Here is a 23,713-nt window from a genome sequence, read left to right as displayed (position 1 = left end):
GGGCACGGCATCGTCCCCGCCGAGCACCGGCTGGGGCTGCCCGGGTTCTGGCCGGCGTTCTACGTCCCGGGCCGGGACGAGTTCGCTGAGGAGCCGGAGCTCTTCGGCGCCGACTCGGCGGACGTCGACGAGGCGATGTCGGCGGTGCGCGGGGCGGATCAGCCGCCCGCCGCCCGATAGGCCCTGAGCCGCTCGTACGCCGCCAGGCCGTCCGGCACCCAGGGCCACTCCGCCAGTCGCCGCTCCACCTCGGCCTCCGGCAGGAAGTCGTGCCAGGCGACCTCCTCCGCCTGGGGGTTCACCGGCAGCTCGCAGCGCACCTCGTACACCGCCGACCACCAGCTCTGCCCGGCACCGTCGTCGTACAGGAACTTGAACAGATACGAGGGACGAGGCAGCCCGCTCACCCCGAGTTCCTCCTCGGCCTCCCGCAACGCGGCGTCCTCATACGACTCGCCCGCACCGACCACCCCACCGACGAACATGTCGTACCGCGAGGGAAACACCAGCTTGGTCGCTGTACGGCGATGCACGAAGAGGCGACCCTGCGCGTCCCTGGCCTCGATGAACACACAGCGATGCCGCAGTCCCTTCGCGTAGGCCTCGCCGCGCGGCGACTGCCCCACGACCCGGTCCTGCTCGTCCACGATGTCGAGAATCTCGTCGGCGGAACTCATGCGGCCATCCAACCAGGGTGTCTCCGCCCCTTTCTGGGGCTCCGCCCCAGACCCCGCTCCTCAAACGCCGGAGGGGCTGAGTCGTTCAGCCCGTCCGGCGTTTGAGGACGAGGCCCGAAGGGCCGATCAGGGAGGTCTGGGGGCGCAGCCCCCAGGGATGGGACGGGTAGGGACGGCGGGGGCGTCAGGTCGTCGCGACCGCCGGGGCCGTCCGCTTCGGCTGTACCGCCCCGCACGGCATCGCGGAATGCGTGCCGAGGAGGATGATGCCGACCACGATCCCGGCGAGCCCCGCGGCCTCCCAGGCCAGCGCGCCCGAGTCGGCGCGGAGGCGGTCGCCGAGGAAGCCGACGCCGCAGAGGATGCCGGCGAGGGGCTGGGCCGCGGTGAGGGCGGGGAGGGACATGCGCAGGGAGGCCGTCTCGAAGGCGCTCTGGACGAGGATCAGGCCGGTGAGGCCGAGCGCCACCACGGCGTAGGGCTGCCAGCTGGTCAGGACCTCGCCCATACCCCCCTCGGCGAAACGCTGCCCCGTCACTCGCGTCAACGCGTCCTGCACGCCGTACAGCAGACCGGCGGCGGTGGCCAGCAGTGCGGGCCCCGCGCTGAGCCGCGAACGCTTGGCGTAGGCCGTGAGCAGCAGCGCCACCCCGACCATGACGCCGATGATCAGCCACTGCCGAAAGGGACCGCTGGGCGCCGTTCCGCCGTGCGGCTGGCCGGCCACGATGAATGCCGTCACACCGCCCGCGAGCAGCGCGAGACCCGTCCAGCCCTGCCGGCCCAGTGGCTGCTTGGTCTGGCGGCGGGAGAGCCCGAGCGCGAACAGCAGGTTGGTCGCCAGCAACGGCTCGACCAGGGAGATCTCGCCCTGGCCCAGCGCCATCGCGCCCAGGGCCATGCCGACCACCATGAGTCCGATGCCGCCCAGCCAGCGGGGCACCTTCATCAGGTCCAGCAGGATCCGGGGGGAGAGGAAGTCGCTCAGTGGCGCCTTCTGCGCGGCGTTCTGCTGGAGCACGAAGCCGAAGCCGAGACAGCACGCGGCGCTGACGGCGAGTATCAGGATCTGGAGCGACACGCTGCGTACCTCGATCATCCTGCCGGGCGGACGGGGTGCGTAAGGGCCGACTGTAGCGGCCTTAGGCCCGGCGTGCGCGTCCCGCAATCCTGCGCTGCCGAGGACGCCGACGCCATGACGTACGCCACACCATACGAACAATTCCGGCATTGTGGACACCTTGTGTGCCACATCTGTCCCACCCGTAACAGGAGTTGACGCGTGTAACGCGTCGGCGGCCCTTGACGCGAACCATTGGCTGCGGATTTGCTGTGTGTGATCGGTCGATGACAGTCCACATTCTTATCCCCGACAGAACCCAAGACGGTGCCCCCACCTCCGCCACCCCTCGGCCGCGGCCGCAAGCGCGCGTCCCACGCCTTCGACGCGGCCCTCGACGACACCGAGCTCGCCGCCGCCCGTGCCGCTCTCGCCCAGGGCAGATGGCAGACGGCCCGCTCGCTGCTCGCCCGGACCGGCGACGACTGGGACCGCAGAGGGCACCGCGTCACCGTCCTCGCCCAGGAGCGCCACTGCGCCCCCTGGACTCGTGACTGGCTGCTCGCCGAACCCGACTCCGCCGACGCCGCCGTCCTGCTCGCCCTGGCCCACGTCCAGCGAGCCCTGCTCGGCAAGGAGAAACCGGTCCGCGCCCGCGAGTCCTGCCACGCCGCGGCCGCCGTCGCACCCGCCGACCCCACCCCCTGGCTCGGGCTGCTCATGCTGGAGAGCGCCCTGGGCGCCGAGGAGGCGGTGCGGCGCCACTTCGCCGAGGTCCGCGCCCGGTACGCCGATCACCACCACGCCCACCACCTGATGGTCGCCCGCCTCGCCGAGCGCCGGACCGGATCCGGCGCCGACCCGCTCCACGAGGTCTACGACTTCGCCAACCAGGCCGCCGAGCACGCCCCCGCCGACTCCCCGCTCGCCGTCCTCCCGGTCGTCGCCCACGCCGAGCGCTACCGCGTCCTCGCCGGGGCCGGCCACGAGCCCGGCGACGCGGCCACCTCCGGCCACTGGACCGGCCGCCGGGCCCGGCAGGTGATGCGGGCCGCCTTCGACTGGTGGCTGGAGTGGGAGCAGGAGGGCCACCCACGCCGGCTGATCGACCTGAACTACCTCGCCCACGCCAAGGTCTGCGAGGGCCGCGGCGCCGAGGCCGCCGCCCTCTTCCACCGCATCGGCGAGCACGCCACCCCGTCGCCGTGGTCGTACCCGGACCGCGACCCCTACTCCGCCTTCCGCGCCGCACGCGACACCGCGCTCGGCACGGCGTAACGCCCCCAACCGCAGTCGACCCAAGGACGGTCCCCGATGACCACGGGCAGTTCCAGCACGAGCAGAGCCACGACAGGCAGTGGCGGCATCAGTACGTTCAAGGGACAGGACCGCGCCCTGCGCGCCGACCGGCTGGGCACCACGGGCCTGCTGCTGTCCGTGCTCGCCGCGACCGCACCTCTCATGGTCGTCGCGGGTGTCATGCCCACGACCTTCGGGGTGATGGGCGTCCTCGGCCAGCCGCTGCTCTTCGTGATCCTCGGCCTCGTCCTCGCGCTCTTCAGCGTCGGGTACGCCGAGATGAGCCGGCACGTCCACAACGCCGGCGCCTTCTACGCGTACATCTCCCGCGGCCTCGGCGGCACCGCCGGAGCGGGCGCCGCGATGGTCGCGCTCGTCGCCTACAACGCGCTCCAGGTCGGCATCTACGGCATCTTCGGCTTCGAGGTCTCCGGGTTGTTCGCCACCTACCTCGACCTGGAACTCGCCTGGTGGATCCCGGCGCTGCTGGCCGTGCTCCTGGTCGGGGGCCTCGGCTGGCTGAAGATCGACCTCAACGCCCGCGTCCTCGGCGTACTGCTGCTCATCGAGGTCGCCCTCGTGGCCGTCTTCGACGTCGCCGCGCTCGGCGACCCCGGCAAGGAGGGCCTGTCCCTGCACGCCTTCAACCCCGACACCCTCACCGGTGCGGGCATCGGCACCGCACTGTGCTTCTGCGTCGCCGCCTTCCTCGGCTTCGAACAGGCCCCCGTCTACGCCGAGGAGACCAGCCGCCCGCACCTCCTCGTGCCCCGCGTGATGTACCTGGCCGTCGGCGGCATCGCCGTCTTCTACACGATCAGTTGCTGGGCGTACACCGTCGCCGCGGGCCCCTCGGCCATCGTCGGCACCGCACAGGAGCAGAGCGCCGGGCTGCTGTTCTTCCTCACCGAGGACCTGCTCGGCACCGGCTTCACCGACGTCCTGCACGTGCTCTTCGTGACCGGCATGTTCGCTGCCATGCTCAGCTTCCACAACGTCGTCGCCCGCTACGCCTTCGCCATGGGCCGCGAGGGCCTGCTGCCCGCCGCCTTCGGCCGCACCAGCGGCGCGAGCGGCGCCCCCGGCACGGGATCACTGCTGCAGACCGGGATCTCCCTCGTGGTCGTCGCCGCGTTCGCGGTCGCCGACGACAAGCCGACCGGCGACCCGACGGCACCGGTCCTGCACCTGTTCACCTGGATGGGCAGCCTCGGCGCGCTCGGCGTCACCGCCCTGATGGCCGCCGCGTCCGTCTCGGTGATCGTCTTCTTCCTGCGCCGGGGCGCGGCGGCCGCCCAGTTCTGGCGGCTGGCCGCCTCCGGTCTCGCCGTCCTCGCCCTGCTGTTCATCGTCGTCTGGACCGTCAAGGACTTCGACGTCCTGATCGGCGCGGGCCCCGGCTCGGTCCTCGGCTGGGCCCTGCCCGCCGTCATCGCCCTCGCCCTCGCCGCCGGCGTGGCCCAGGGTCTGCTCCTGCGCTCCCGTTCCCCCGAGACCCACGCCCGCATCGGGCTGGGCAACGAGGCGTTCCAGCTGGAGAAGGCCGCCCGCGGCGACTGACGGCGCCGGGTGAGAGGTGGTTACGGAAATCTGACGGGCACCCGCGTTCCCTGGCCCGGCGGGGGGACGCGGGTGTTCGATAAGTACGTGAACTCCGAACAACCCGAAGAGCAGCGGGGCAAGCCCATCGGCCGCCGTGTCCTCCTCGGCACCCTCGGCCTGGGCGCCCTCGGCGTGGTCACCGCGCCCACCCTCCAGCGCGGCCTGGAGTCCTTCCTGGCGGGCGCGTCCGACAAGGACCCCACCGGCCTGACCGGCCTGCTCCCCAACGGCGGCGGCTTCCGCTACTACTCGGTCACCTCGTCCGTCCCCCGCAAGAACGCCGAGACCTACCGCCTCACCGTCGACGGCCTCGTCGACCACCCCGGCAGCTACACCCTGGCCGAGCTGCGCGCCCTGCCGCAGACCCGGATGGTGCGCGACGTCCAGTGCGTCACCGGCTGGCGAGTGCCCGACACCCCCTTCGAAGGGGTCCGCCTGTCCCGGCTCCTGGACGCCGCGGGAGTGCGCGAAGGGGCCGGGGCGGTGCGCTTCACCTGCTTCGACGGCGCCTACTCCGAGAGCCTCACCCTCGACCAGGCCCGCCGCGCGGATGTCCTGGTCGCCCTGCGCATGCAGGACAAGGACCTCGGCCACGCCCACGGCGGCCCCGTCCGCCTCTATGTGGCGCCCATGTACTTCTACAAGTCCGCCAAGTGGCTCTCCGGCATCACCGTCACCAAGGACGTGCGGCCGGGCTACTGGGAGGAACGGGGCTACGACGTCGACGCCTGGGTCGGCCGCTCGAACGGACGCGACGATGAGCCTACGACTTGACGCCCCCGGCCCGGCCACCGGCGTCCGGCGCTTCGGGCACGCCTCCCGCTGGGTGCACCGCACCACGGCCGCGCTGATGGGCGTGTGCGTCGTGACCGCGGCCTGTCTGTACATCCCGCAGCTCGCCGAACTCGTCGGCCGCCGCGAGCTGGTGGTCCGCATCCACGAGTGGGCCGGCCTCGCCCTGCCCGTCCCGGTCCTCGCGGGCCTCGCCTCCCGTGCCTTCCGCGCCGACCTCGGCTTCCTCAACCGCTTCGGCCCGCACGACCGCGTCTGGCTGCGCGCCGCCCTGCGCCGCGACAAGCGCCGCGCGTCCCGTCCGGCGGGCAAGTTCAACGCCGGGCAGAAGATCTACGCCGCCTGGATCGCCGGCGCGACCCTGGTGATGCTCGGCACCGGCCTCCTCATGTGGTTCACCCACCTCACCCCCCTGGTGTGGCGCACCAGCGCGACCTTCGTCCACGACTGGCTGGCCCTCACCATCGGCATCGTCCTAGCCGGCCACATCGGCATGGCCCTGGCCGACCCGGAGGCCCGCAGAGGCATGCGCACCGGTTCCGTCAGCCGGGAGTGGGCCGAGCGGGAGCATCCCCTGTGGCGGAAGTGAGGCGCCGAGCAACTGGGGCAGGGCGCTGGGGCTCGGTTCCGGAACCACGTCCACGGCGGTGACCGTGAACGCGCCGGGCAGACGCACGTCGGTCCCGGCTTGCCGGACCACGACCTCCACGCGGCCCGGCTCCAGCGCCGGTACGACCACGGACAGCACCAACCGGCCACCCGCCACCGACGTCAGGACGGGCACCCCGGGCACCTGCCGGCCGCCGACGCTCACGACGGCGCCGGGCAGCAGCTCGGCAGGGTCGAAGTAGGCGTCCGCGAGCTCGATCCCGATCACCTCGCCGGCCTTCGCCTCGCCGTCACCGCCCGTGTCCACCCCGGAGATCCGGTAGGCGCACGCGGCGGGCGTACCGCTCGGCGCGGGTTTCAGCCGGACGGTGGCTGCGGGATGCCGCCGATGGAAGTCGAGCAGCCCGTCCAGGACGGCGTAGGCGGCACGGCCCTTGCAGGTGTCGGCCGCGTCCGCCAGCGCGGCCCGCTCCCGCAGCGCCTGCTTCCAGCTCCCGCCCTCGCCCTGGACGGCCAGACAGGCGGAGGACAGGCCGCGCAGCAGCGTCCACTCGGCGTCGGTCGTGGTCCGGGGGATCACGTTCAGGGCGGTCCGGCACTCGGCGGGGTCGCGGAGCAGGTCGTACACGCTCGCCGGATCCGCGGTGCCGTCGGTGTCCGAAGAGTCGGGGCCGGGCGGCAGCCACCCCGGGGCTTCGAGGAGCTTCGGGCTCGTGGAGGGACTGGGCGAGAGCCTCGGCGTCTCCTTCTCCACGCCGTCCCGGGAAGGGCTGCTGGGCGGCGGCTCCGTCACAGCCGGCCGGCCCACGTGGCCGTCGGGTGACTGCCGCACCGGGGGAGTGGCCCCGCCCGGCGGGCCGTTCGGCCCCTTGCGCTGACCGGCCGAGGGCCCGGCGGTGACGATCGTGCCCCCGCCACCCCGGCCGTCCGCCGTGCCACCCCCGTCACTCGTGAAGGCCACGGCAGCCACCGCCACCGCCCCCACCACGAGCAGCCCCGAGATACGCATCCCGAGGGAAACCGCCATCACGCCCCCCGAAGTCCCCGTCCCCGACGACTGCGGCAGCCACCAGGGGTCACCTCATCATCGGGCCGAAGTCGCCCCCGGGGAAGCCGCTTCAGATGATCGTCCGTGCGAGTTCAGACACCCGGCACCGCGGAGTCCGGCCCTGCGAAGTCCAGCAGCACCTTGCACGCGCCGCTCCGGTCCGCCGCCAGAGCGAACGCCGCCTCGGCCTTCCGCACCGGCACCACCGCGCTGACCAGCCCGTCGAACGACGCCTCGGCCGCGAGCAGTTCCAGCGCCGCGTCGAACTCCGTGTCGAAGCGGAACGCCCCGCGCAGCTCGATCTCCCGGCTCACCACGAGGTTCCCCGCGAACGGACTGTGCCCCGGCGGCAGCATCCCCAACTGCACCACGACGCCGCCGCGCCGCACCAGCCGCAGACAGGCGTCCAGGCCTGCGGCGACGCCCGACGCCTCGATCGCCACGTCCACCTCGGACGGCCACCCGACGTCCTGAGGATCGTCGGCGTGTACGAGGGTGTCGGCGCCGGCGATCCGCGCGTACTCCAGAGCCGTCGGCAGCAGGTCCGTCACCGTGACCCGCGCGGCGCCCGCGGCCTTCGCCGCCGCCACGACCAGACACCCGATGGGCCCGGCACCGGTCACCAGGACATGCCTCCCGGCCACCTCTCCGGCCCGCCGCACGGCGTGCAGCGCGACGGACAGCGGCTCGGCGAGCGCCGCCCGACGCAGCCCGAGACCGGTGGGCAGCGGCCTCAACTGGTCGGCGGGGACGACGACTTGGGCGGCGAATCCACCCTGCACATGCGGAAAGCGGGCCGCGCTGCCCAGGTACCGGGTGTCCCGGCAGACATTGCGCCGGCCGTCCGCGCACTCCGGGCAGACCCCGCAGGGCGTGGCCGGGTGCACCGCGACGGGCGTACCGGCGACCGGACCCGAGGCCCCGTCGCCGTACGCGACGACCGTCCCGACCACCTCGTGCCCGAGCAGCATCGGCTCCCTGAGCCGGAAGTCGCCGACCCCGCCGTGCCGCCAGTAGTGGAGATCGGAGCCGCAGACCCCGCCGTACCGCACGGCGACCAGCGCCTGTCCGGGACCCGGGACCGGCACCGGCAGTTCCTCGACCCGCAGGTCCCCCTGACCGTGGATCACACAACCGAGCATCCGCGAGGCCTCCTTCACAGCACGCTCGTCATGCCGCCGTCGACGTACAGCACCTGCCCGGAGACGAAGTCCGCGGCCGGCGAGGCGAGGAACAGCACTCCGCCCACCAGGTCCTCGGTACGCCCCCAGCGGCCGGCCGGGGTACGGCGGCGCACCCAGGCGCTGAACTCCTCGTCGGCGACGAGGGGCCGGGTCAGCTCGGTCTCGATGTACCCGGGTCCGAGGCCGTTGACCTGGACGCCGTACGGGCCCCAGTCGGCGCACATGCCCTTGGTGAGCATCTTCAGGGCGCCCTTGGTGGCGGCGTACGGCGCGATGCCGGGGCGGACCACCTCGCTCTGCAGCGAGCAGATGTTGACGATCTTCCCGTGGCCGCGTTCCGTCATCCGGCGGGCTGCCTCCCTGCCGACCAGGAAGGCACTGGTCAGGTTGGTGTCCAGGATGCGGTGCCAGTCGGAGTCGGTGAAGTCCAGGAGCGGGGCGCGCAGTTGCATCCCCGCGTTGTTGACCAGGATGTCCAGCGGGCCCACCCGCTCCTCGACATCCGCTATTCCGGCGGCCACCGAGGGTCCGTCGGTCACGTCGAACACGGCCGTGTGGACGTCGCCGGGCAGTTCGGCGGCGGCCTTGGTGAGGCGTTCTCCGTCCCGGCCGTTGAGGACCACCGTGCAGCCGGCCTCCGCCAGACCGCGGGCGAGCGCCAGGCCGATACCCCGGCTGGAGCCGGTGACCAGGGCCGTGCGGCCGCTGATGTCGAAGAGGGGGTGAGCCGTCATCGTCGTACCCCTAAATGACCAGGGAGAGCAGCAGGACCAGACCGCCGGCGACCACCGAGATGATCGTCTCCATCACCGACCAGGTCTTGATGGTCTGGCCGACGTCCAGGCCGAAGTACTCCTTGACCAGCCAGAACCCGGCGTCGTTCACATGGCTGAAGAAGAGCGAACCGGCGCCGATGGCGAGGACCAGCAGGGCCGCGTGGGCCGTCGACATCTCGGCGGCCAGCGGCGCCACGAGCCCGGCGGCCGAGACCGTCGCCACCGTCGCCGAACCCGTCGCCAGCCGGATCGCCACCGCGATCAGCCAGGCCAGCAGCAGCGCCGGGATCGACCAGTCCTTGGAGATGTCCAGGACCATCTGCCCCACACCGGTGTCGATCAGCGTCTGCTTGAAGCCGCCGCCCGCACCCACGATCAGCAGGATGCCCGCGATGGGCGCGAGGCTCTTCTCGACCAGCGGCGAGACGCGCTCCTTGCCGAACCCGGCCGGCTTGAGCAGCGTGAAGATGCCCAGGAGTACGGCGGCGAGCAGCGCGATCATCGGGGAGCCGACAACGTCGAACACACGCTGCACGCTGTTCTCGGGGTCGTCGATCACGATGTCGACCAGCGCCTTCGACAGCATCAGGACGACGGGCAGCAGGATCGTGAGCAGCGTCGGCCCGAAGGCGGGCCGCCGCTGCGGTTCCTTGGCGGCCCGCTCCTCGGGCGACTGGCCGGATTCGCCGAGCGCCTGGAGCATGCGCTCCGGCGCCGGTACGTCCACCCAGCGGGCCGCGAACCGTGAGAACACCGGACCGGCGATGATCACCGTCGGGATGGCGATGAGGACGCCGAGCGCCAGCGTGACGCCCAGGTCGGCGCCGACCGCGTCGATCGCGACCAGCGGACCGGGGTGCGGCGGTACCAGGCCGTGCATCACGGAGAGACCGGCGAGGGCCGGGATGCCGATGCGCATCAGCGAGTAGTTGCCGCGCTTGGCGACCATCAGGACGACCGGGATCAGCAGGACGACACCGACCTCGAAGAACAGCGGCAGACCGATCACCGAGGCGATCAGCACCATCGCCCACGGCATCGAACGGCCGCCCGCCTTGGCGAGGATCGTGTCCACGATCTGGTCGGCGCCGCCGGAGTCGGCGAGCATCTTGCCCAGGATCGCGCCGAGGGCGATCAGCACGCCGACGCCGGCCACCGTGGTGCCGAGTCCGGCGCTGAAGCTGGTGATGACCTTGTCGAGCGGTGCCCCGGCGATGGCGCCGAGCGCCAGCGACCCGAGGGTCAGCGACAGGAACGCGTGGAGTTTGAACTGGGTGATGAGCAGGACGATGACGGCGATGCCCGCCAGGACGGCGATGCCCAGCTGAGCGTGGCCGGCCGAGGTGATGGGCTCGACGGTGTCCGCTGCCAGCATCTCGACGCTGAGTCTGGTCACGGGGGTTCCCTTGCAGATACGGGGGTTGGGGAAAGGGGTGTGCCGTGGGGGGTGGCGGCGGTGCGGGGGTGGTGCGCGGGGTGTCGCGCTGTTACGCCGCTGAGGCCGGAAGCCCGCTCAGCGCTTTGGCGGCCCGTTCGGTGATCTCCTCCGGGCTGCCGGCGACATCCACGGCGACTCCGGCCTCGTCGGCCTGGAGCGGCTGGAGCGTGGCGAACTGCGAGTCCAGCAGCGCGGTCGGCATGAAGTGCCCCTGCCGGTGCGTCATCCGGTCCTCGATGAGCGGCCGGTCACCGGTGAGGTGCACGAACACGAGCCCGGGCGCGGCGGCCCGCAGCCGGTCACGGTACGACCGCTTCAGCGCCGAGCAGCTGACCACCCCGCCGAGCCCGGCCCGCTCGTGCGCCCAGGCGCCGATGGCGTCGAGCCACGGCCACCTGTCGTCGTCGTCGAGCGGGGTGCCGGCCGACATCTTGGCGATGTTGGCCTGCGGGTGGAAGTCGTCGCCCTCGGCGTACGGGACGCCGAGCCGGGCCGCGAGCAGGGGACCGATGGTGGTCTTGCCGGTGCCCGCGACGCCCATGACCACGACGACATGGGGGGTACTCATCGCTGCCTCACTGTCTGCTGTCTTCGTCGACACGTGATGTCGACGCCACTGAAACCCATTAGGTACGACGAATTCAAGACCCTGTGACATATAAGTCTGACTTTTTGATCGAGTGATCTGCCCCGTACGCTGAGTGCATGAGCACAACGGGCCGCGGGCTGCACGGCCAGGTACTGGAAACCCTCGGCCCCGCGATCACGGCGGGCGAGTACCCGCCGGGCAGCGTTCTGCGCACGGACGAACTGGCGCAGCGCTTCGACGTCTCCCGCTCGGTGATGCGCGAGGCGGTCCGCGTCCTGGAGTCCATGCACCTGGTGGAGTCCCGCCGCCGCGTGGGCGTGACGGTCCGCCCCAAGGCCGAGTGGAACGTCTACGATCCCCAGGTCATCCGCTGGCGCCTGGCCGGCGCCGACCGCCCCCAGCAACTGCGCTCACTCACGGTGCTGCGCTCGGCGATCGAGCCGGTGGCGGCCGGCCTGGCCGCGAAGCACGCGACGGCCGAGCAGTGCGCCGAACTCACCGAGTGCGCCCTCGGCATGGTCGCCCACTCCCGCGGCCACCAGCTGGAGGGCTACCTCATCCACGACGTCGCCTTCCACCGCGTCGTCCTCAACGCCTCCGGTAACGAGATGTTCGCCCGCCTCGGCGACGTCGTCGCCGAGGTCCTCACGGGCCGCACCCACCACGAGGTCATGTTCGAGGACCCCGACCCGGCCGCCGTCACTCTGCACGTCCAGGTAGCGGAGGCGGTCCGCGCGGGCGACGCGGTCCGCGCCGAACACCTGACCCGCGAGATCACCATGGGCGCCCTGCAGGAACTGGACATCCTGGCGCCGTGACGGCCGAAGACCGCGGCCGCGCGGACATCGACCGCATCATGGAGCCGCTGAAGGCGACCATGTTCGCGACCGTCACCGACCGCGAGGGCAACAAGTTCCCGCCCGGCCGACGGGACGTCCCCTAGTCAGGCCGGGAAGTCCCCGTCCACGTACACCCAAGCCCCGTCCACCCGCTCGAACCGGCTCCGCTCATGCAGCGACCCGCCCCGGTAGGACGCCCGGAACTCCACGGTGCCGACCGTGTGGAACGCCGTACCGTCAACGGTCGCGAGGATCTCCAGCCCGGTCCACCGCATCCCCGCGTCCAGCTCCAGCCGCGCCGGCCGGGTCCGCGGATGCCAGGTCCGCAGCAGATACGCCGTATCGCCCTTGACGAACGCGCTGTACCGGGAGCGCATGAGGGCCTCGGCGGTCGGCGCGGCGGCGGAACCGGAGTGGAAGCGGCCGCAGCACTTGTCGTAGGGCTCGGACAGGCCGCACGGGCAGGAACGCGTCGTCATGCCCGCCATTGTCCTAGGGGGTGTATCGAATGTCCCGCACAGCACCCGCGGCGCCCGGCACGCACGCTCGCCGCACCGGCCAAAGGCCCCAGTAGCTCCTCCCCGCACGCTCGAACAACCTCGCGCGGGGGACCCCCATCGAGGGCCTTCGTCCGGCGCGCCGAGGGCACGCACCGGCTGCCACACCAGCCGCTGCCGCGGCGGGCGCGGGCACCGCACGGGACTTTCGAAACACCCCTAGCCCGCCGCCCGCGTCCGCGCCCCGGGCAGCGGCGGCAGTGCCGCCCCGTACACCCACGCCTCGAACAGCTCCTCCACCGGCTCCGTCGCGAAGCGGGCCACGTGGGAGGTGAAGGCGGCCGTCGTCACCGTGCCGCCGCGGTGCAGCTGGCCCCAGGCGCGCAGCATGCGGAAGAAGGCGATGTCGCCCATCGCGCAGCGCACCGCGTGCAGGACGAGCCCGCCGCGTTCGTAGAGCCGGTCGTCGAACATCGACTTGCGGCCCGGATCCGCCAGCCGCAGGTCCTGCGGCCGCGCGGACAGCAACCGGTGTGCGACGGCGGCCAGTTGCTGGGCCGTGCGCCCGCCCGAGCGCTCCGACCACAGCCACTCGGCGTACTTCGCGAAGCCCTCGTTCAGCCAGATGTGCCGCCAGTTGGCGATGGACACGCTGTTGCCGAACCACTGGTGCGCCAGCTCGTGCGCGACCAGCCGCTCCGAACCCCGCGCCCCGTCCACGTGGTTGGCGCCGAACAGCGACAACCCCTGGGCCTCGACGGGCACATCGAGTTCCTCCTCGGTCACCACGACCGCGTACTCGTCGAACGGGTACGGCCCGAACAGCTCCTGGAAGACCTCCATCATCTGCGGCTGCCGCGCGAAGTCACGGGAGAACTCCGGCAGCAGATGCGCCGGGATGTGCCCGTGCTGCGGCACCCCGCCCAGACCCGGGTCGCCCAGCAGCACCGTCTGGTACTTGCCGATCGACAGCCCGACCAGATAGCTCGACGTCGGCGCCGACTGCTCGTACACCCAGGTCGTCGTGGACGCCTTCGTCGTCCGGGTCAGCAGCCGCCCGCCCGCCACCACCGCGTACGCCGACGGCGTGGTGATCGAGAGCTGGTACGACGCCTTGTCGGCGGGCCGGTCGTTGCACGGGTACCACGACGGTGCCCCGATCGGCTGGCTCGCCACCAGCGCCCCGTCCTCCAGCTCCTCCCAACCGAGCCCGCCGAAGGGGCTGTTCACCGGCTTGGGGTTGCCCGACCAGTGCACCTCGACCGTGAAGGCGGCCCCGGCACGGACCGGCTTGGCGGGCCGGACGCGCAGCCTCCCGCCGCGGTGCGTGTAGTGCGGCTGCCGTCCGTCGACCCGGACCCGGCCGATCCGGAAGTCGGCCAGGTTCAGCACGAACTCGGTGAGCGGCGCCCGTCCCGCGATGGCGTTGATCCGGGCCGTCCCGGAGAGCCGGTTCGGCGCTGGGCGGTAGTCCAGCGCGAGCTCGTACCGGTGCACCCGGTAGCGGGGGTCGCCGTGCTCCGGGAAGTACGGGTCCGCGCCCGCCGCCTGCTGAACTGCCACTGCTGTCTGTGCTCCCTGCGCCGTACTGCTGCCACTGAAGTGCCGGCCCACCGCCCTCCGGCCCCGAGTGGGCCGGGCTCAGGGACGCCATGCCTCGATCGGGTTGCCGAGCCAACGGGTGTCGTCGGGCACCGACTCCGCCGCCATGACGAGCGACGCGGGACCCAGCGTCGTACGGGCCCCGATCGCGCTGCCGGGCAGGACGATCCCGCCAGGACCCAGCGTCGCGCCCTCACGGAGGACCACAGTATCCGTCCGCAAGATCCGGTCGTGGAAGAGGTGTGTCTGGAGCACACAGCCCCGGTTCACGGTGGCCGCGTCCTGAAGCGTCACCAGATCCGTCTCCGGCAGCCAGTAGCTCTCCACCCACACGCCCTTGCCGATCCGCGCCCCGAGCCCGCGCAGCCAGGCCGTCATCACCGGCGTACCCGGCACGGAACCCGCCAACCAAGGCACCGCGAGCACCTCGACGAACGTGTCCGCCAGCTCGTTGCGCCACACGAAGGACGACCACAGCGGATGCTCCCCGCTGCGGTGCCGCCCCACGAGCAGCCACTTGGCCACGACGGACACCAGCCCCGCCACGGCCCCGGCGCCCAGCAGCACCAGCCCCGACAGCAGCGGCGCCCACACCCCCAGCGCACACAGCGCGGCGATCGTCAGCACCGCGAGACCCGCCGAGCAGAACACCGGCACGATCCGGCACAACTCCACCAGAGCGCGCGCCCACAGCAGCCGGGCCGGCGGGTCGTACGTCCGGCTCTGGTCACCGTCGGCCGCCGCACGCGGCAGCTTGACCGGCGGCAGCCCCAGATACGACGTGCCCTTCTTGGCCTTCTTCGGCGTCGCCGACAGCACCCCGACCAGCCCGCCGTCCGGCACGGAACGCCCCGGCGCGGTCATCCCCGAGTTCCCGAGGAAGGCCCGCCGCCCGATCTGAGCCCGCCCGATCCGCATCCAGCCGCCACCGAGCTCGTAAGGCGCGGTCAGCGTGTCGTCGGCGAGGAACGCGCCCTCGCCGACCGTGGTCAGGCTCGGCAGCGCCAGCACCGTCGACACCTCGGCGCCCCGCCCGATCCGCATCCCGAGCAGCCGCAGCCACACCGGCGTGACCAGCCCGGCGTACAGCGGGAACAGCGTCTCGCGCGAGCGGTCCATCAGCTGTGTGACCGTCCAGGCCTGCCAGCCGACCTGGCTGTGCGTCGGGTGCGTGCCCTCGCGCAGACCGAGGCTCAGCAGCCGTACGGCGACCAGGATCAGCACGGCGTACGCCAGCCCGAACGCGAGCGTCGCCGGCACGAGGGCCAGCGCGGCGCCGACGAGAGGCGCGGCGGGCGTGAAGAACACCCGGGCCACGAGGAACGCGGCCGCCCCCGCCAGCACCGGCAGCGCGGTCAGCGCGAAGCCCGTGATGCCGTACATGACACGCCAGTACGTCCCACGCCGCGGCCTCTCCTTCGGCCAGTTGCGCTTGGCCTTGCCCAGCTTGACCGCGGGCGCGCCCGCCCACCGCTGACCGGTGGGAATCTGACCCGTCACCGCCGAACCGGGCGCCACCTCGGCCCGCTTGCCCACCCGGGCCCCGGGGAAGAGCATGCTGCGCGTGCCGACGACGGCATGGGCGCCCACCTTCACGGCCCCGATCTCCAGCCGGTCCCCGTCCAGCCACCACCCGGACAGATCCACCTCGGACTCGACGGCCGCACCCCGGCCCAGCTTCAGCAGCCCGGTGACCGGCGGCAGCGAGTGCAGGTCGACGTCGGGCCCGACCTTGGCGCCCAGCGCCCGCGCGTACCGCTCCAGCCACGCCCCGGTCAGCGAGGTGGCCCCGCTGAACTCGGCCAGCCGCTCCGCGGTCCACAGCCGCAGATGCACACCGCCACCGCGCGCGTACCGGCCGGGCTTCACCCCCCTGAGCAGCAGCCGCGCACCCCCGGCGGCCAGCGCCAGCCGCCCCGGCGGACTGAACAGGACGACGACCCCGACCGCGACGAGCCACCAAGGAGCCGTCGGCAGCCATCCATAGGCGGGAAGCAGGTTCCCGAGCGCGGCCAGCGCGACCGTCCAGCGCAGGCCGAGCAGCGTGAACAGTGGAACGAGCAGCAGCAGCTGGACCACCTGCGCGCGCCTCGGCACCGGGGCGATCACCCGCTCCGCGCCGTCGTCCTGCACGGACTCCTCAAGCCGCCGGGCCAGCTTCCGCAGCACCGGCTGCTGATAGATGTCCAGGACGGCCGAGCTCGGATAGCGGGTCCGCAGCCGTGTCGTCAGCTGAGCGGCGGCCAGACTGCTGCCGCCGATCGCGAAGAAGTCGTCGGAGGCGCTGGTCACGGGGATGCCGAGCACCTCGGTCCACTGTTCGGCGAGCCAGGCCTCGGTGCCGTAGAGCTGCTCGGCCGGACCACCGCCGCTCTCCAGGCCCGCGAGCGGCCAGGGCAGCGCGCCCCGGTCCACCTTGCCCGACGTACGGGTCGGCAGATCCTCGACCGGCGCGAGCAGCGGCACGAGGGCGGCGGGCAGCTCGGCCCGCAGTTTCTCGACCGCCGCCGCCTGGTCCCAGCCGTCCTGGGTGACGACGTACCCGACCAGCAGCTGATTGCCGCTGCGAGCGGTCCGCACGGCGGCAGCCGCGCCGGCCACCCCGGGCAGCGCCTGCAGCGCGGCATCCACCTCACCGAGCTCGATCCGCCGCCCACCGAGCTTGATCTGTTCGTCGGCCCGCCCCAGGAAGACCAGCCCCTCGGGCTCCGCCTTGACGAGGTCACCACTGCGGTACGCCCGCTCCCACCCCAGGGACTGAAGCGGCGCGTACTTCTCTGCGTCCTTCTCGGCGTCGAGATACCGGGCCAGCCCGACCCCGCCGATCACCAGCTGCCCGCTGGCGCCCATCGGCACCGGCTCCCCGGCCTCGTCCACGACGGCCAGCTCCCAGCCGTCCAGCGGCAGCCCGATCCGGATCGGCTCCTCGCCGCTCATCAGCGACGCGCAGGCCACGACGGTCGCCTCGGTCGGCCCGTACGTGTTCCAGACCTCGCGCCCCTCGGTCACCAGCCGCTGCGCCAGCTCCGGCGGACAGGCCTCACCGCCGAAGATCAGCAGACGTACGTCGTTGAGGGTCTCCGGCTCCCAGAGCGCGGCCAGCGTCGGCACCGTCGACACGACCGTGATCTCCTGCTCGACCAGCCACGGCCCGAGATCGGCACCGCTCCTGACCTGCGAACGCGGCACCGGTACCAGACAGGCGCCGTACCGCCACGCCAGCCACATCTCCTCGCAGGACGCGTCGAACGCGACCGAGAGACCCGCCATCACCCGGTCCCCGGGCCCGATCGGCTCCTCGGTCAGGAACAGCGCGGCCTCCGCGTCCACGAAGGCGGCGGCGCTGCGGTGCGAGACGGCGACACCCTTCGGCTTCCCGGTGGAGCCCGACGTGAAGATGACCCACGCGTCGTGCTCGACGCCGGGACGCCCGGCGGAGGACTCGGACGTGCCGTGCACGGCGATCTCGTGCCCGGCCCCGATCACGGCCCGTACGTCCGCCTCCCCGAACACCAGCTCGGCCCGCTCGTCCGGGTCCTCGGCGTCGACGGGGACGTACGCCGCACCGACCGCCAGCACGGCGAGGATCGCGACGTAGAGGTCATTGGTCCCGGACGGCACCCGCACGCCCACCCGGTCCCCGAGCCCGACCCCGGCCGCGGCGAGCCTGCGCCGCAGCCGCTGCACCTCGACGGCCAGCGCCCGGTAGGTGAGACCGGTCGTGCCGTCGTCGAGAGCGGGCTCGTCCGGATACGACCGTACGGAGGCCTCGAAGACGTCGACGAGGGTGCGCGGAGAGGCCGCCGGGCCCCCGGAGAAACGTGCCGTGTCGCCGAACTTCTCGCGGATCTCTTCGTCGAGCAGGCCGAGAGCGCTGCCCTCGTGTATGGCTGCCATCCGGTCCTCGCGTCTCGATCCCGGATGCCTCCGGGGCGCTGGCGGGCCCGCAGGTTCGCCTGGGGTTGTCCGGCTCCAGCTCCGTAACAAGCCGGAAATTTTAGTACGACGCTAGGTTCGCGGCCGTTGGTTCACCATTCGGGAAGCCCGTCCGGGGGATCCCGAGCACGGATGGACCTGTGTTGACCTGGTGATCTTCAACGGACGAGACATGCCCCACACAGTGGGTGAGGGACCGTGAGCAAGGCGTCCGGATGGCCCAGTACGGGATGCGGTGAAGCCCCTTGTTCAGCGGCAATGGACACAGGCCGCGGGCGCTGTCGCGGCCGGTTTCCCGATGCCGGAGGACGGATGTCGAACCCACCACAGGACGGTCGCGCGGGCCGGGTGCTGCGGAGCACGGCCTCGGCCCTGCTGATCGTCCTCGCGTGCGTTCTGGTCCCCGTCACCGTGATCACGGTGTGGGTGCACGACATCGCCCTGGACACCGACCGCTACGTCACGACGATGAAGCCGCTCGCCACCGACCGCGCGATCGAGGACGCGGTGCGCCACCGGCTCGTCGACGCGGTGGACGTCCGCGTGGACGGCGAGCAGATCACCACCGACATCTCGAACTGGCTGAAGTCGCAGGGCCTGCCACCCCGCGCGGCCGACGCCGTCAAGGCACTGGCCCCCCAGGTGAACGAGGCCGTCCACGCCGCCGCCGACCGGGTAGCGAAGCGCTTCGTCGAGAGCGACCGGTTCGAGAAGCTGTGGGTCACGGCGAACCGGACCGCGCACACGGCCGTCGTGCACGCCCTCACGGGCAAGGGACGCGGGGCGATCGGCGTCGAGGAGGGCACCGTGACCCTCGACGTCGGAACCGCCGTGGAGCAGGTCAAGAAGGAACTGGTGGACGCCGGCGTGCAACCGGCCTCCCATATCCCGGCCGTCGAGAAGCAGGTGGTCCTCTTCCAGTCCGACCAGCTCGACCAGTTCCAGGACGCGGCGCACGCGCTGGACCTGGCCGGCTACTGGATGCCGGTGATCACCGTGCTGCTCGGGGCCGCGGGCATCCTGCTGGCCCACCGGCGCAGACGCGCGCTGGCGAAGGCCGCCCTGGGCGCCGCCGTGGCCTGTCTGATCGTCGCCATCGGCCTCGTCGTCGCCCGCCGCTACTACCTGGACCACCTCCCGCCGAGCGTCCTGTCCGAACCGGCGGCGGCCGCGGTCTTCGACACCCTTCTGCGCTTCCTGAAGGCCACGCTGCGCACCGTCGTCGTCATCGGTGTGATCATCGCCCTCGGCGCCTACCTCGTCGGACCCGGCCAGCTGCCGCGCGCGCTGCGCTCCGGGGCCGAACGCGGCGCCGACAACGTGGCTCGATGGGCGGAGGCGCACGGCGTCACCACGGGCCGTGCCGGGACCTGGACCGAGGACAACCGCAAGTGGCTCACGATCGGGGCCCTGCTGGTGATCACCCTGGTGTTCGTGCTCTGGAACGACCCCACGACCCTGACGGTCCTGGTCCTCGCGATCATCCTGCTGGCGACACTCGCCGTGATCGCCCTGCTGGCGGCCGACGGCCGCACCATGGCCGAAACGGCCCCGGAAAAGCAAGAAACCCCTGATTGACAGGGGTTTCGCTGGTGTCCGAGGGGGGACTTGAACCCCCACGCCCGATAAAGGGCACTAGCACCTCAAGCTAGCGCGTCTGCCATTCCGCCACCCGGACAAGGTGTCTGTCGTGCGGGGTTTCCCTCGCGGCGACAGAGAAAACACTACCAGGCTTTCGAGGGTGCCCGATCACCCCCCGTCGCCGCGTTAACGGCGTGTGACGGGACGCGGCCGGTCTTGGGCCCGGGACCGCGGAGAGGGAGGATGAGGGGGACCACCAGCAGCAACAGCGCGGGAGGAAGCAGCGTGAGCGAGACGGACACGGCCAGGGGCGTCACCGGCGAGGACGAGGTCGTGGACCTCTGCCGTGAGCTGATCCAGATCGACACCAGCAACTACGGCGACCACTCGGGACCCGGTGAGCGCAAGGCGGCCGAGTACGTCGCCGAGAAGCTCGCCGAGGTGGGCCTCGAACCGAAGATCTTCGAGTCTCACCCGGGACGCGCCTCCACGGTGGCCCGGATCGAGGGGGAGGACCCGTCCCGGCCCGCGCTGCTCATCCACGGCCACACCGACGTCGTACCGGCCAACGCCGACGACTGGACCCACCACCCCTTCTCCGGCGAGGTCACGGACGGGTGCGTGTGGGGGCGCGGGGCCGTCGACATGAAGGACATGGACGCGATGACCCTGGCGGTCGTGCGCGACCGGCTGCGCAGCGGCCGCCGGCCCCCACGCGACATCGTGCTCGCGTTCCTCGCCGACGAGGAGGCCGGCGGCAAGTTCGGCGCCCGGTTCCTCGTCGAGAAGCACCCGGACCTCTTCGAGGGCGTCACCGAGGCGATCAGCGAGGTGGGCGGGTTCTCGTTCACCGTGAGCGAGGAGCGCCGGCTCTATCTGATCCAGACGGCCGAGAAGGGCATGCACTGGATGAAGCTGACCGTGGCCGGTACGGCGGGGCACGGGTCGATGATCCACCGGGACAACGCGATCACCGAACTGTCGGAGGCCGTCGCGCGCCTCGGCCGGCACAAGTTCCCGGTGCGGGTCACCAAGACCACCCGGGCCTTCCTCGACGAACTCGGCGACGCCCTCGGCACCGAACTGGACCCGGAGGACATGGAGGGCACCCTCGCCAGGCTCGGCGGTATCGCCAAGCTCATCGGCGCGACCCTCAGCAACACCGCGAACCCCACCCAGCTCGGCGCCGGCTACAAGGTCAACGTCATCCCGGGCGAGGCCACCGCCCACGTCGACGGCCGCTTCCTGCCCGGGTTCGAGGAAGAGTTCCTCGCCGACCTCGACAAGATCCTCGGCCCGAACGTACGGCGCGAGGACGTGCACGCCGACAAGGCCGTGGAGACCGGCTTCGACGGGGCGCTCGTCGCGGCGATGCAGTCCGCGCTGGTCGCCGAGGACCCGGCGGCCAAGGCGATCCCCTACATGCTCTCCGGCGGCACCGACGCCAAGTCCTTCGACGACCTCGGCATCCGGGGCTTCGGCTTCGCCCCGCTGAAGCTGCCGCCCGAGCTGGACTTCGCGGGCATGTTCCACGGCGTCGACGAGCGGGTACCGGTGGAGGGGCTGCAATTCGGGGTCCGGGTGCTCGACCGGTTCATCGATGCGTCCTGAATTGGCCCGCTGAAAGCACACTTCGGTATTCGGCCAGACGTACTGGCCGTGACCGGCGCGAGTGAACGCGCTCATCAGGTCGTAGCCCTATTAGTTCCTCCTCGTTACAGGTGATGCGATCAGCTACTTGTGATCGCATTGCCAACAAGGAGGAATAATGATCAAGAAGGTCGTCGCTGCTGCGGCTGCCACCAGTGGGCTGGTTCTCGCGGGCGCGGGCCTGGCCGTTGCCGACTCCGGTGCCCAGGGTGCTGCGGTGCACTCCCCGGGTGTCCTGTCGGGCAACGTCGTCCAGGCGCCGATTCACGTCCCCGTGAACGTCTGCGGCAACACGGTCTCCGTGATCGGGCTGCTGAACCCCGCCTTCGGCAACACCTGCATCAACAAGTGACGTTGTGCCTCGCCCTGTGAAATGGGCTGAGCCCGTCGGCCCCGGAGCGCGTGCCATGCGCTCCGGGGCCGACCGGCCTTTGGAGGGCGTCGGGCGATTTTCCGGCGTCCTTTCTTCGGATCTTCGGAACAAGGTCGAAGGCAGGTATTCAGCAATGCGACAGGTCACCCGCAAGGGCCTGATGACCATGGCGGCCGCGACCGGCATCGTCGCGGCCGCGGGCGGCGCCGCCCACGCGACCGGCTCGGCCGCGCACGGCTCCAGCTCGAACTCGCCCGGCGTGCTGTCGGGCAACACGGTGCAGGCACCGGTGCACGTGCCGGTCAACGTCTGCGGCAACACCGTCGACGTCGTCGGGGTGCTCAACCCGGCGAGCGGCAACAGCTGCGCCAACACGGGCGGCGGCCACGGCTCCGGCTCCGGCGGAGGCTCGGCGGCCTCGGCCGACGGACACGCCACCGACTCGCCGGGCATCGCCTCCGGCAACCACGTCGAGGCGCCGGTCCATGTGCCGGTCAACGTGTGCGGCAACAGCGTCGACATCATCGGCATCGGCAACGCCACCGAGGGCAACGACTGCACCAACGACGGGGGCGGGGGCCACCAGAACCCGCCCGGGTCCCCGGAACAGCCGGGCAACCCCGGCAACCCGGGAAACCCCGGTAACCCTGGCCATCCCGGCAACCCCGAGCAGCCGGGCAACCCAGGCAACCCGGAGCACCCCGGCAACCCCGGAAGCCCGCAGAACCCCGGCGAGCCGAGCCACCCCGGTTCCCCGAGCACGCCGCCCGGCACCGGCGACGTGACGCCGGGCGGCTCCTCGCACGGCAACCAGCCGGGTGCGCACTTCGTCACCCAGCCCCAGGGTGACGCGCAGCTCGCCCGGACCGGCAGCGACCTGCCGATGGGCCTCGCCCTGCCGGTCGGCGCGGGCGCGCTCCTTGCCGGCACCGTGCTCTACCGCAAGGCCCGGCCTTCGGCGTAGCACTCCGCCGTCCGACGGGAAACGGAGCGGGCCCCGCCTCAGCGGGGCCCGCTCCGGTGTGTTTGCGTTGTTGTCTTTGTCTCGCTGTCTGTCGCCTCAGCTCACCATGTGGCCCGCACCTGGCGGATGATCCGGCGCCGCAGCCGCACCTTGCGGCTGCCGTCACGCAGCAGGCTCAGGCGGTCCAACTCCCAGTGTCCGTACTCGGCATGGTCCGTCAGCAGGCGTGTGGCGTCCTTGCGGGAGACCCCGCGCGGTACGTACACGTCGACAAATTCGTATTCCGGCATCGCATCTATTGTGCGGGCTGGGGCCCGGTACGGATAGCGTCTGCACTATGTCTGATGCTGTGCAGCCCACCGCTGCCGAGGTACGCGCCGCCGCCGAGGCGGTCAAGACCGCGCTCGACCGCCACCTGGCCGCGGTCGAACGCCGGTCGGGTGAGGACGACCCGGCCGTCTACGAGGCGTTCAACCAGCTGGCCGCGGCCGCCGAGACCTACGACGAGCTGCTCTACGACCGCTACGACGAGGTCACGCCCTTCGAGATCCCCGGTGCGGAGGACGCGCTGCCGCCGTACACGGGCCCCGAGGAACCGAACGCGCTGAGCGTGCTGATCCGCCGCGACTACGCCGTGGCGGAGCCGCAACGGCTGCTGGCGCAGGCCCAGCGGGTCGAGGCGGCGGACTACGACGAAGACGCCGACGCGGCCGCCGCCGGCACGGTGCACGGGGCGCTGGGCACTCTGTTCGGCGAGTTCGAGCCGGACGAGATCGCCTCCCGGCACAAGGAGTTCGGCCTGGAGGAGGGCGACTCCACGCTGTGGGTGATCGCCTCGGACGACCAGCCCGACCCCGGGGAATGGCTGGAGGCGCCCTTCGAAGGGGTCGATCCGCAGCGGGTGGTCTGCCGCTTCGACGTCAGCACGGTGTTCGACGACGACCTGGACGACGACGGCGACGCGGAATCCGACGACCTCGAGGACGAGCTCGACACGGATCTGGACGAGGACGACCTCGAACCGTTGGACGCGGATCGCTGACGCGCATCGCCGACGCGGATCACGGCTGTTTCGACGGCGGCGGTCACGGGTTGATTCCGTGAGCGCCGCCGTTGGCATGTGCGGGGCACGGTGGACGCGGGCGCGCCGTGGTGGCCTCGGGGGTGGGGCGAGTGGCGGCCGTGCGGGGCTGGTCG

General features: G+C 71.9%; 22 protein-coding genes and 1 tRNA gene. 11 read left to right on the top strand and 12 right to left on the bottom strand.

All coding sequences use genetic code 11. The features are described from left to right. Positions 1–158 precede the first annotated feature (158 nt). Both ACFZBP_RS31750 and ACFZBP_RS31745 read right to left on the bottom strand, forming a co-directional pair. Positions 159–677: an NUDIX hydrolase gene (locus tag ACFZBP_RS31750; protein WP_383449985.1), complete on the bottom strand. Its 519-nt coding sequence runs from the start codon at positions 675–677 to the stop codon at positions 159–161. Between the two features lie 184 nt (positions 678–861). Further along, positions 862–1,758: a DMT family transporter gene (locus ACFZBP_RS31745; protein WP_383449986.1), complete on the bottom strand. Its 897-nt coding sequence runs from the start codon at positions 1,756–1,758 to the stop codon at positions 862–864. Between the two features lie 306 nt (positions 1,759–2,064). Between ACFZBP_RS31745 and ACFZBP_RS31740 the strand changes: the two genes are divergently transcribed. The 4 genes from ACFZBP_RS31740 (at position 2,065) to ACFZBP_RS31725 (ending at position 6,019) form a co-directional block, all read left to right on the top strand. Further along, on the top strand, positions 2,065–3,015 hold the full coding sequence (locus ACFZBP_RS31740) for a hypothetical protein (RefSeq protein ID WP_383449987.1): 951 nt from the start codon (positions 2,065–2,067) through the stop codon (positions 3,013–3,015). A 36-nt stretch (positions 3,016–3,051) separates the two neighbouring features. Beyond that, the gene (locus ACFZBP_RS31735) at positions 3,052–4,596 is read left to right on the top strand and encodes an APC family permease (RefSeq protein ID WP_383449988.1); all 1,545 of its coding nucleotides are present in this window, start codon (positions 3,052–3,054) and stop codon (positions 4,594–4,596) included. 87 nt (positions 4,597–4,683) lie between these two features. After that, positions 4,684–5,412 carry a molybdopterin-dependent oxidoreductase gene (locus ACFZBP_RS31730; protein WP_391418022.1) on the top strand — a complete coding sequence of 243 codons (729 nt, stop codon included), beginning with the start codon at positions 4,684–4,686 and terminating at the stop codon, positions 5,410–5,412. Continuing rightward, complete coding sequence (locus ACFZBP_RS31725; protein WP_383449990.1) at positions 5,396–6,019, top strand: cytochrome b/b6 domain-containing protein; 624 nt, start codon at positions 5,396–5,398, stop codon at positions 6,017–6,019. Before ACFZBP_RS31730 ends, ACFZBP_RS31725 begins: the two co-directional genes overlap by 17 nt. Here the strand turns inward: ACFZBP_RS31725 and ACFZBP_RS31720 are convergent. The 5 genes from ACFZBP_RS31720 to ACFZBP_RS31700 all read right to left on the bottom strand — a co-directional run bounded on the left by ACFZBP_RS31720 (position 5,906) and on the right by ACFZBP_RS31700 (position 11,053). Continuing rightward, complete coding sequence (locus ACFZBP_RS31720) at positions 5,906–7,066, bottom strand: hypothetical protein (RefSeq protein ID WP_391418020.1); 1,161 nt, start codon at positions 7,064–7,066, stop codon at positions 5,906–5,908. The two genes, ACFZBP_RS31725 and ACFZBP_RS31720, sit on opposite strands and share 114 nt — an antisense overlap. Positions 7,067–7,179: 113 nt before the next feature. Further along, positions 7,180–8,229, bottom strand: coding sequence for an alcohol dehydrogenase catalytic domain-containing protein (locus tag ACFZBP_RS31715; protein WP_391418018.1), 1,050 nt, complete (start codon positions 8,227–8,229; stop codon positions 7,180–7,182). 14 nt (positions 8,230–8,243) lie between these two features. After that, positions 8,244–9,005, bottom strand: a complete 762-nt coding sequence (locus ACFZBP_RS31710) for an SDR family oxidoreductase (protein WP_391418016.1) — start codon at positions 9,003–9,005, stop codon at positions 8,244–8,246. 10 nt (positions 9,006–9,015) lie between these two features. After that, positions 9,016–10,443, bottom strand: coding sequence for a gluconate:H+ symporter (locus tag ACFZBP_RS31705; RefSeq protein ID WP_391418014.1), 1,428 nt, complete (start codon positions 10,441–10,443; stop codon positions 9,016–9,018). Between the two features lie 91 nt (positions 10,444–10,534). Continuing rightward, a complete protein-coding gene (locus tag ACFZBP_RS31700) occupies positions 10,535–11,053 on the bottom strand; it encodes a gluconokinase, GntK/IdnK-type (RefSeq protein ID WP_391418012.1) in 519 nt (172 codons plus the stop codon). 137 nt (positions 11,054–11,190) lie between these two features. On the opposite strand from ACFZBP_RS31700, the gene ACFZBP_RS31695 reads away from it, so the two are divergent. Together ACFZBP_RS31695 and ACFZBP_RS31690 are read left to right on the top strand one after the other, a co-directional pair. Further along, the gene (locus ACFZBP_RS31695) at positions 11,191–11,892 is read left to right on the top strand and encodes a FadR/GntR family transcriptional regulator (RefSeq protein WP_383449996.1); all 702 of its coding nucleotides are present in this window, start codon (positions 11,191–11,193) and stop codon (positions 11,890–11,892) included. Further along, complete coding sequence (locus tag ACFZBP_RS31690; RefSeq protein ID WP_391418010.1) at positions 11,889–12,017, top strand: hypothetical protein; 129 nt, start codon at positions 11,889–11,891, stop codon at positions 12,015–12,017. Before ACFZBP_RS31695 ends, ACFZBP_RS31690 begins: the two co-directional genes overlap by 4 nt. Here the strand turns inward: ACFZBP_RS31690 and ACFZBP_RS31685 are convergent, their stop codons facing one another. The 3 genes from ACFZBP_RS31685 to ACFZBP_RS31675 all read right to left on the bottom strand — a co-directional run bounded on the left by ACFZBP_RS31685 (position 12,018) and on the right by ACFZBP_RS31675 (position 17,909). Further along, entirely contained in the window at positions 12,018–12,392 is a 375-nt protein-coding gene (locus ACFZBP_RS31685; RefSeq protein WP_383449998.1) for a YchJ family protein, read from the bottom strand. A gap of 237 nt (positions 12,393–12,629) precedes the next feature. Continuing rightward, positions 12,630–13,973, bottom strand: a complete 1,344-nt coding sequence (locus ACFZBP_RS31680; RefSeq protein WP_383449999.1) for a M1 family metallopeptidase — start codon at positions 13,971–13,973, stop codon at positions 12,630–12,632. A gap of 78 nt (positions 13,974–14,051) precedes the next feature. Continuing rightward, positions 14,052–17,909, bottom strand: a complete 3,858-nt coding sequence (locus tag ACFZBP_RS31675) for a Pls/PosA family non-ribosomal peptide synthetase (protein WP_391418007.1) — start codon at positions 17,907–17,909, stop codon at positions 14,052–14,054. Positions 17,910–18,260: 351 nt separating this feature from the next. On the opposite strand from ACFZBP_RS31675, the gene ACFZBP_RS31670 reads away from it, so the two are divergent. Then, a complete protein-coding gene (locus ACFZBP_RS31670; RefSeq protein ID WP_391418005.1) occupies positions 18,261–19,526 on the top strand; it encodes a hypothetical protein in 1,266 nt (421 codons plus the stop codon). A gap of 12 nt (positions 19,527–19,538) precedes the next feature. Here ACFZBP_RS31670 and ACFZBP_RS31665 read toward each other — a convergent pair. Continuing rightward, a tRNA-Leu gene (locus ACFZBP_RS31665) sits at positions 19,539–19,626 on the bottom strand. Between the two features lie 188 nt (positions 19,627–19,814). Between ACFZBP_RS31665 and ACFZBP_RS31660 the strand changes: the two genes are divergently transcribed. The 3 genes from ACFZBP_RS31660 to ACFZBP_RS31650 all read left to right on the top strand — a co-directional run bounded on the left by ACFZBP_RS31660 (position 19,815) and on the right by ACFZBP_RS31650 (position 22,516). Further along, positions 19,815–21,140 carry a M20/M25/M40 family metallo-hydrolase gene (locus ACFZBP_RS31660; RefSeq protein ID WP_391418003.1) on the top strand — a complete coding sequence of 442 codons (1,326 nt, stop codon included), beginning with the start codon at positions 19,815–19,817 and terminating at the stop codon, positions 21,138–21,140. A 157-nt stretch (positions 21,141–21,297) separates the two neighbouring features. Then, complete coding sequence (gene chpH, locus ACFZBP_RS31655; protein WP_234763821.1) at positions 21,298–21,531, top strand: chaplin ChpH; 234 nt, start codon at positions 21,298–21,300, stop codon at positions 21,529–21,531. Positions 21,532–21,685: 154 nt separating this feature from the next. After that, entirely contained in the window at positions 21,686–22,516 is an 831-nt protein-coding gene (locus ACFZBP_RS31650; RefSeq protein ID WP_383450003.1) for a chaplin family protein, read from the top strand. 101 nt (positions 22,517–22,617) lie between these two features. Here ACFZBP_RS31650 and ACFZBP_RS31645 read toward each other — a convergent pair whose 3' ends face one another. After that, on the bottom strand, positions 22,618–22,806 hold the full coding sequence (locus ACFZBP_RS31645; RefSeq protein WP_030053310.1) for a DUF5703 family protein: 189 nt from the start codon (positions 22,804–22,806) through the stop codon (positions 22,618–22,620). 47 nt (positions 22,807–22,853) lie between these two features. On the opposite strand from ACFZBP_RS31645, the gene ACFZBP_RS31640 reads away from it, so the two are divergent. Beyond that, complete coding sequence (locus ACFZBP_RS31640; RefSeq protein WP_383450004.1) at positions 22,854–23,558, top strand: hypothetical protein; 705 nt, start codon at positions 22,854–22,856, stop codon at positions 23,556–23,558. The last annotated feature ends 155 nt before the right edge of the window (positions 23,559–23,713 follow it).

The sequence above is a fragment of the Streptomyces sp. NPDC008086 genome (assembly GCF_042957325.1).
Lineage (GTDB): Bacteria > Actinomycetota > Actinomycetes > Streptomycetales > Streptomycetaceae > Streptomyces.
Note: the sequence above shows the minus strand (reverse complement) of the source record. Positions and strands in the feature narration are given on the sequence as shown.

Excerpts from the sequence above, each read along its gene's own strand:
- ACFZBP_RS31650 (WP_383450003.1), top strand. The coding sequence starts at position 21,686 with ATGCGACAGGTCACCCGCAAGGGCCTGATGACCATGGCGGCCGCGACC.
- ACFZBP_RS31645 (WP_030053310.1), bottom strand. The coding sequence starts at position 22,806 with ATGCCGGAATACGAATTTGTCGACGTGTACGTACCGCGCGGGGTCTCC.
- chpH (WP_234763821.1), top strand. The coding sequence starts at position 21,298 with ATGATCAAGAAGGTCGTCGCTGCTGCGGCTGCCACCAGTGGGCTGGTT.
- ACFZBP_RS31715 (WP_391418018.1), bottom strand. The coding sequence starts at position 8,229 with ATGCTCGGTTGTGTGATCCACGGTCAGGGGGACCTGCGGGTCGAGGAA.
- ACFZBP_RS31700 (WP_391418012.1), bottom strand. The coding sequence starts at position 11,053 with ATGAGTACCCCCCATGTCGTCGTGGTCATGGGCGTCGCGGGCACCGGC.
- ACFZBP_RS31675 (WP_391418007.1), bottom strand. The coding sequence starts at position 17,909 with ATGGCAGCCATACACGAGGGCAGCGCTCTCGGCCTGCTCGACGAAGAG.
- ACFZBP_RS31725 (WP_383449990.1), top strand. The coding sequence starts at position 5,396 with ATGAGCCTACGACTTGACGCCCCCGGCCCGGCCACCGGCGTCCGGCGC.
- ACFZBP_RS31735 (WP_383449988.1), top strand. The coding sequence starts at position 3,052 with ATGACCACGGGCAGTTCCAGCACGAGCAGAGCCACGACAGGCAGTGGC.
- ACFZBP_RS31695 (WP_383449996.1), top strand. The coding sequence starts at position 11,191 with ATGAGCACAACGGGCCGCGGGCTGCACGGCCAGGTACTGGAAACCCTC.
- ACFZBP_RS31685 (WP_383449998.1), bottom strand. The coding sequence starts at position 12,392 with ATGACGACGCGTTCCTGCCCGTGCGGCCTGTCCGAGCCCTACGACAAG.
- ACFZBP_RS31670 (WP_391418005.1), top strand. The coding sequence starts at position 18,261 with ATGTCGAACCCACCACAGGACGGTCGCGCGGGCCGGGTGCTGCGGAGC.
- ACFZBP_RS31710 (WP_391418016.1), bottom strand. The coding sequence starts at position 9,005 with ATGACGGCTCACCCCCTCTTCGACATCAGCGGCCGCACGGCCCTGGTC.
- ACFZBP_RS31640 (WP_383450004.1), top strand. The coding sequence starts at position 22,854 with ATGTCTGATGCTGTGCAGCCCACCGCTGCCGAGGTACGCGCCGCCGCC.
- ACFZBP_RS31750 (WP_383449985.1), bottom strand. The coding sequence starts at position 677 with ATGAGTTCCGCCGACGAGATTCTCGACATCGTGGACGAGCAGGACCGG.
- ACFZBP_RS31720 (WP_391418020.1), bottom strand. The coding sequence starts at position 7,066 with ATGGCGGTTTCCCTCGGGATGCGTATCTCGGGGCTGCTCGTGGTGGGG.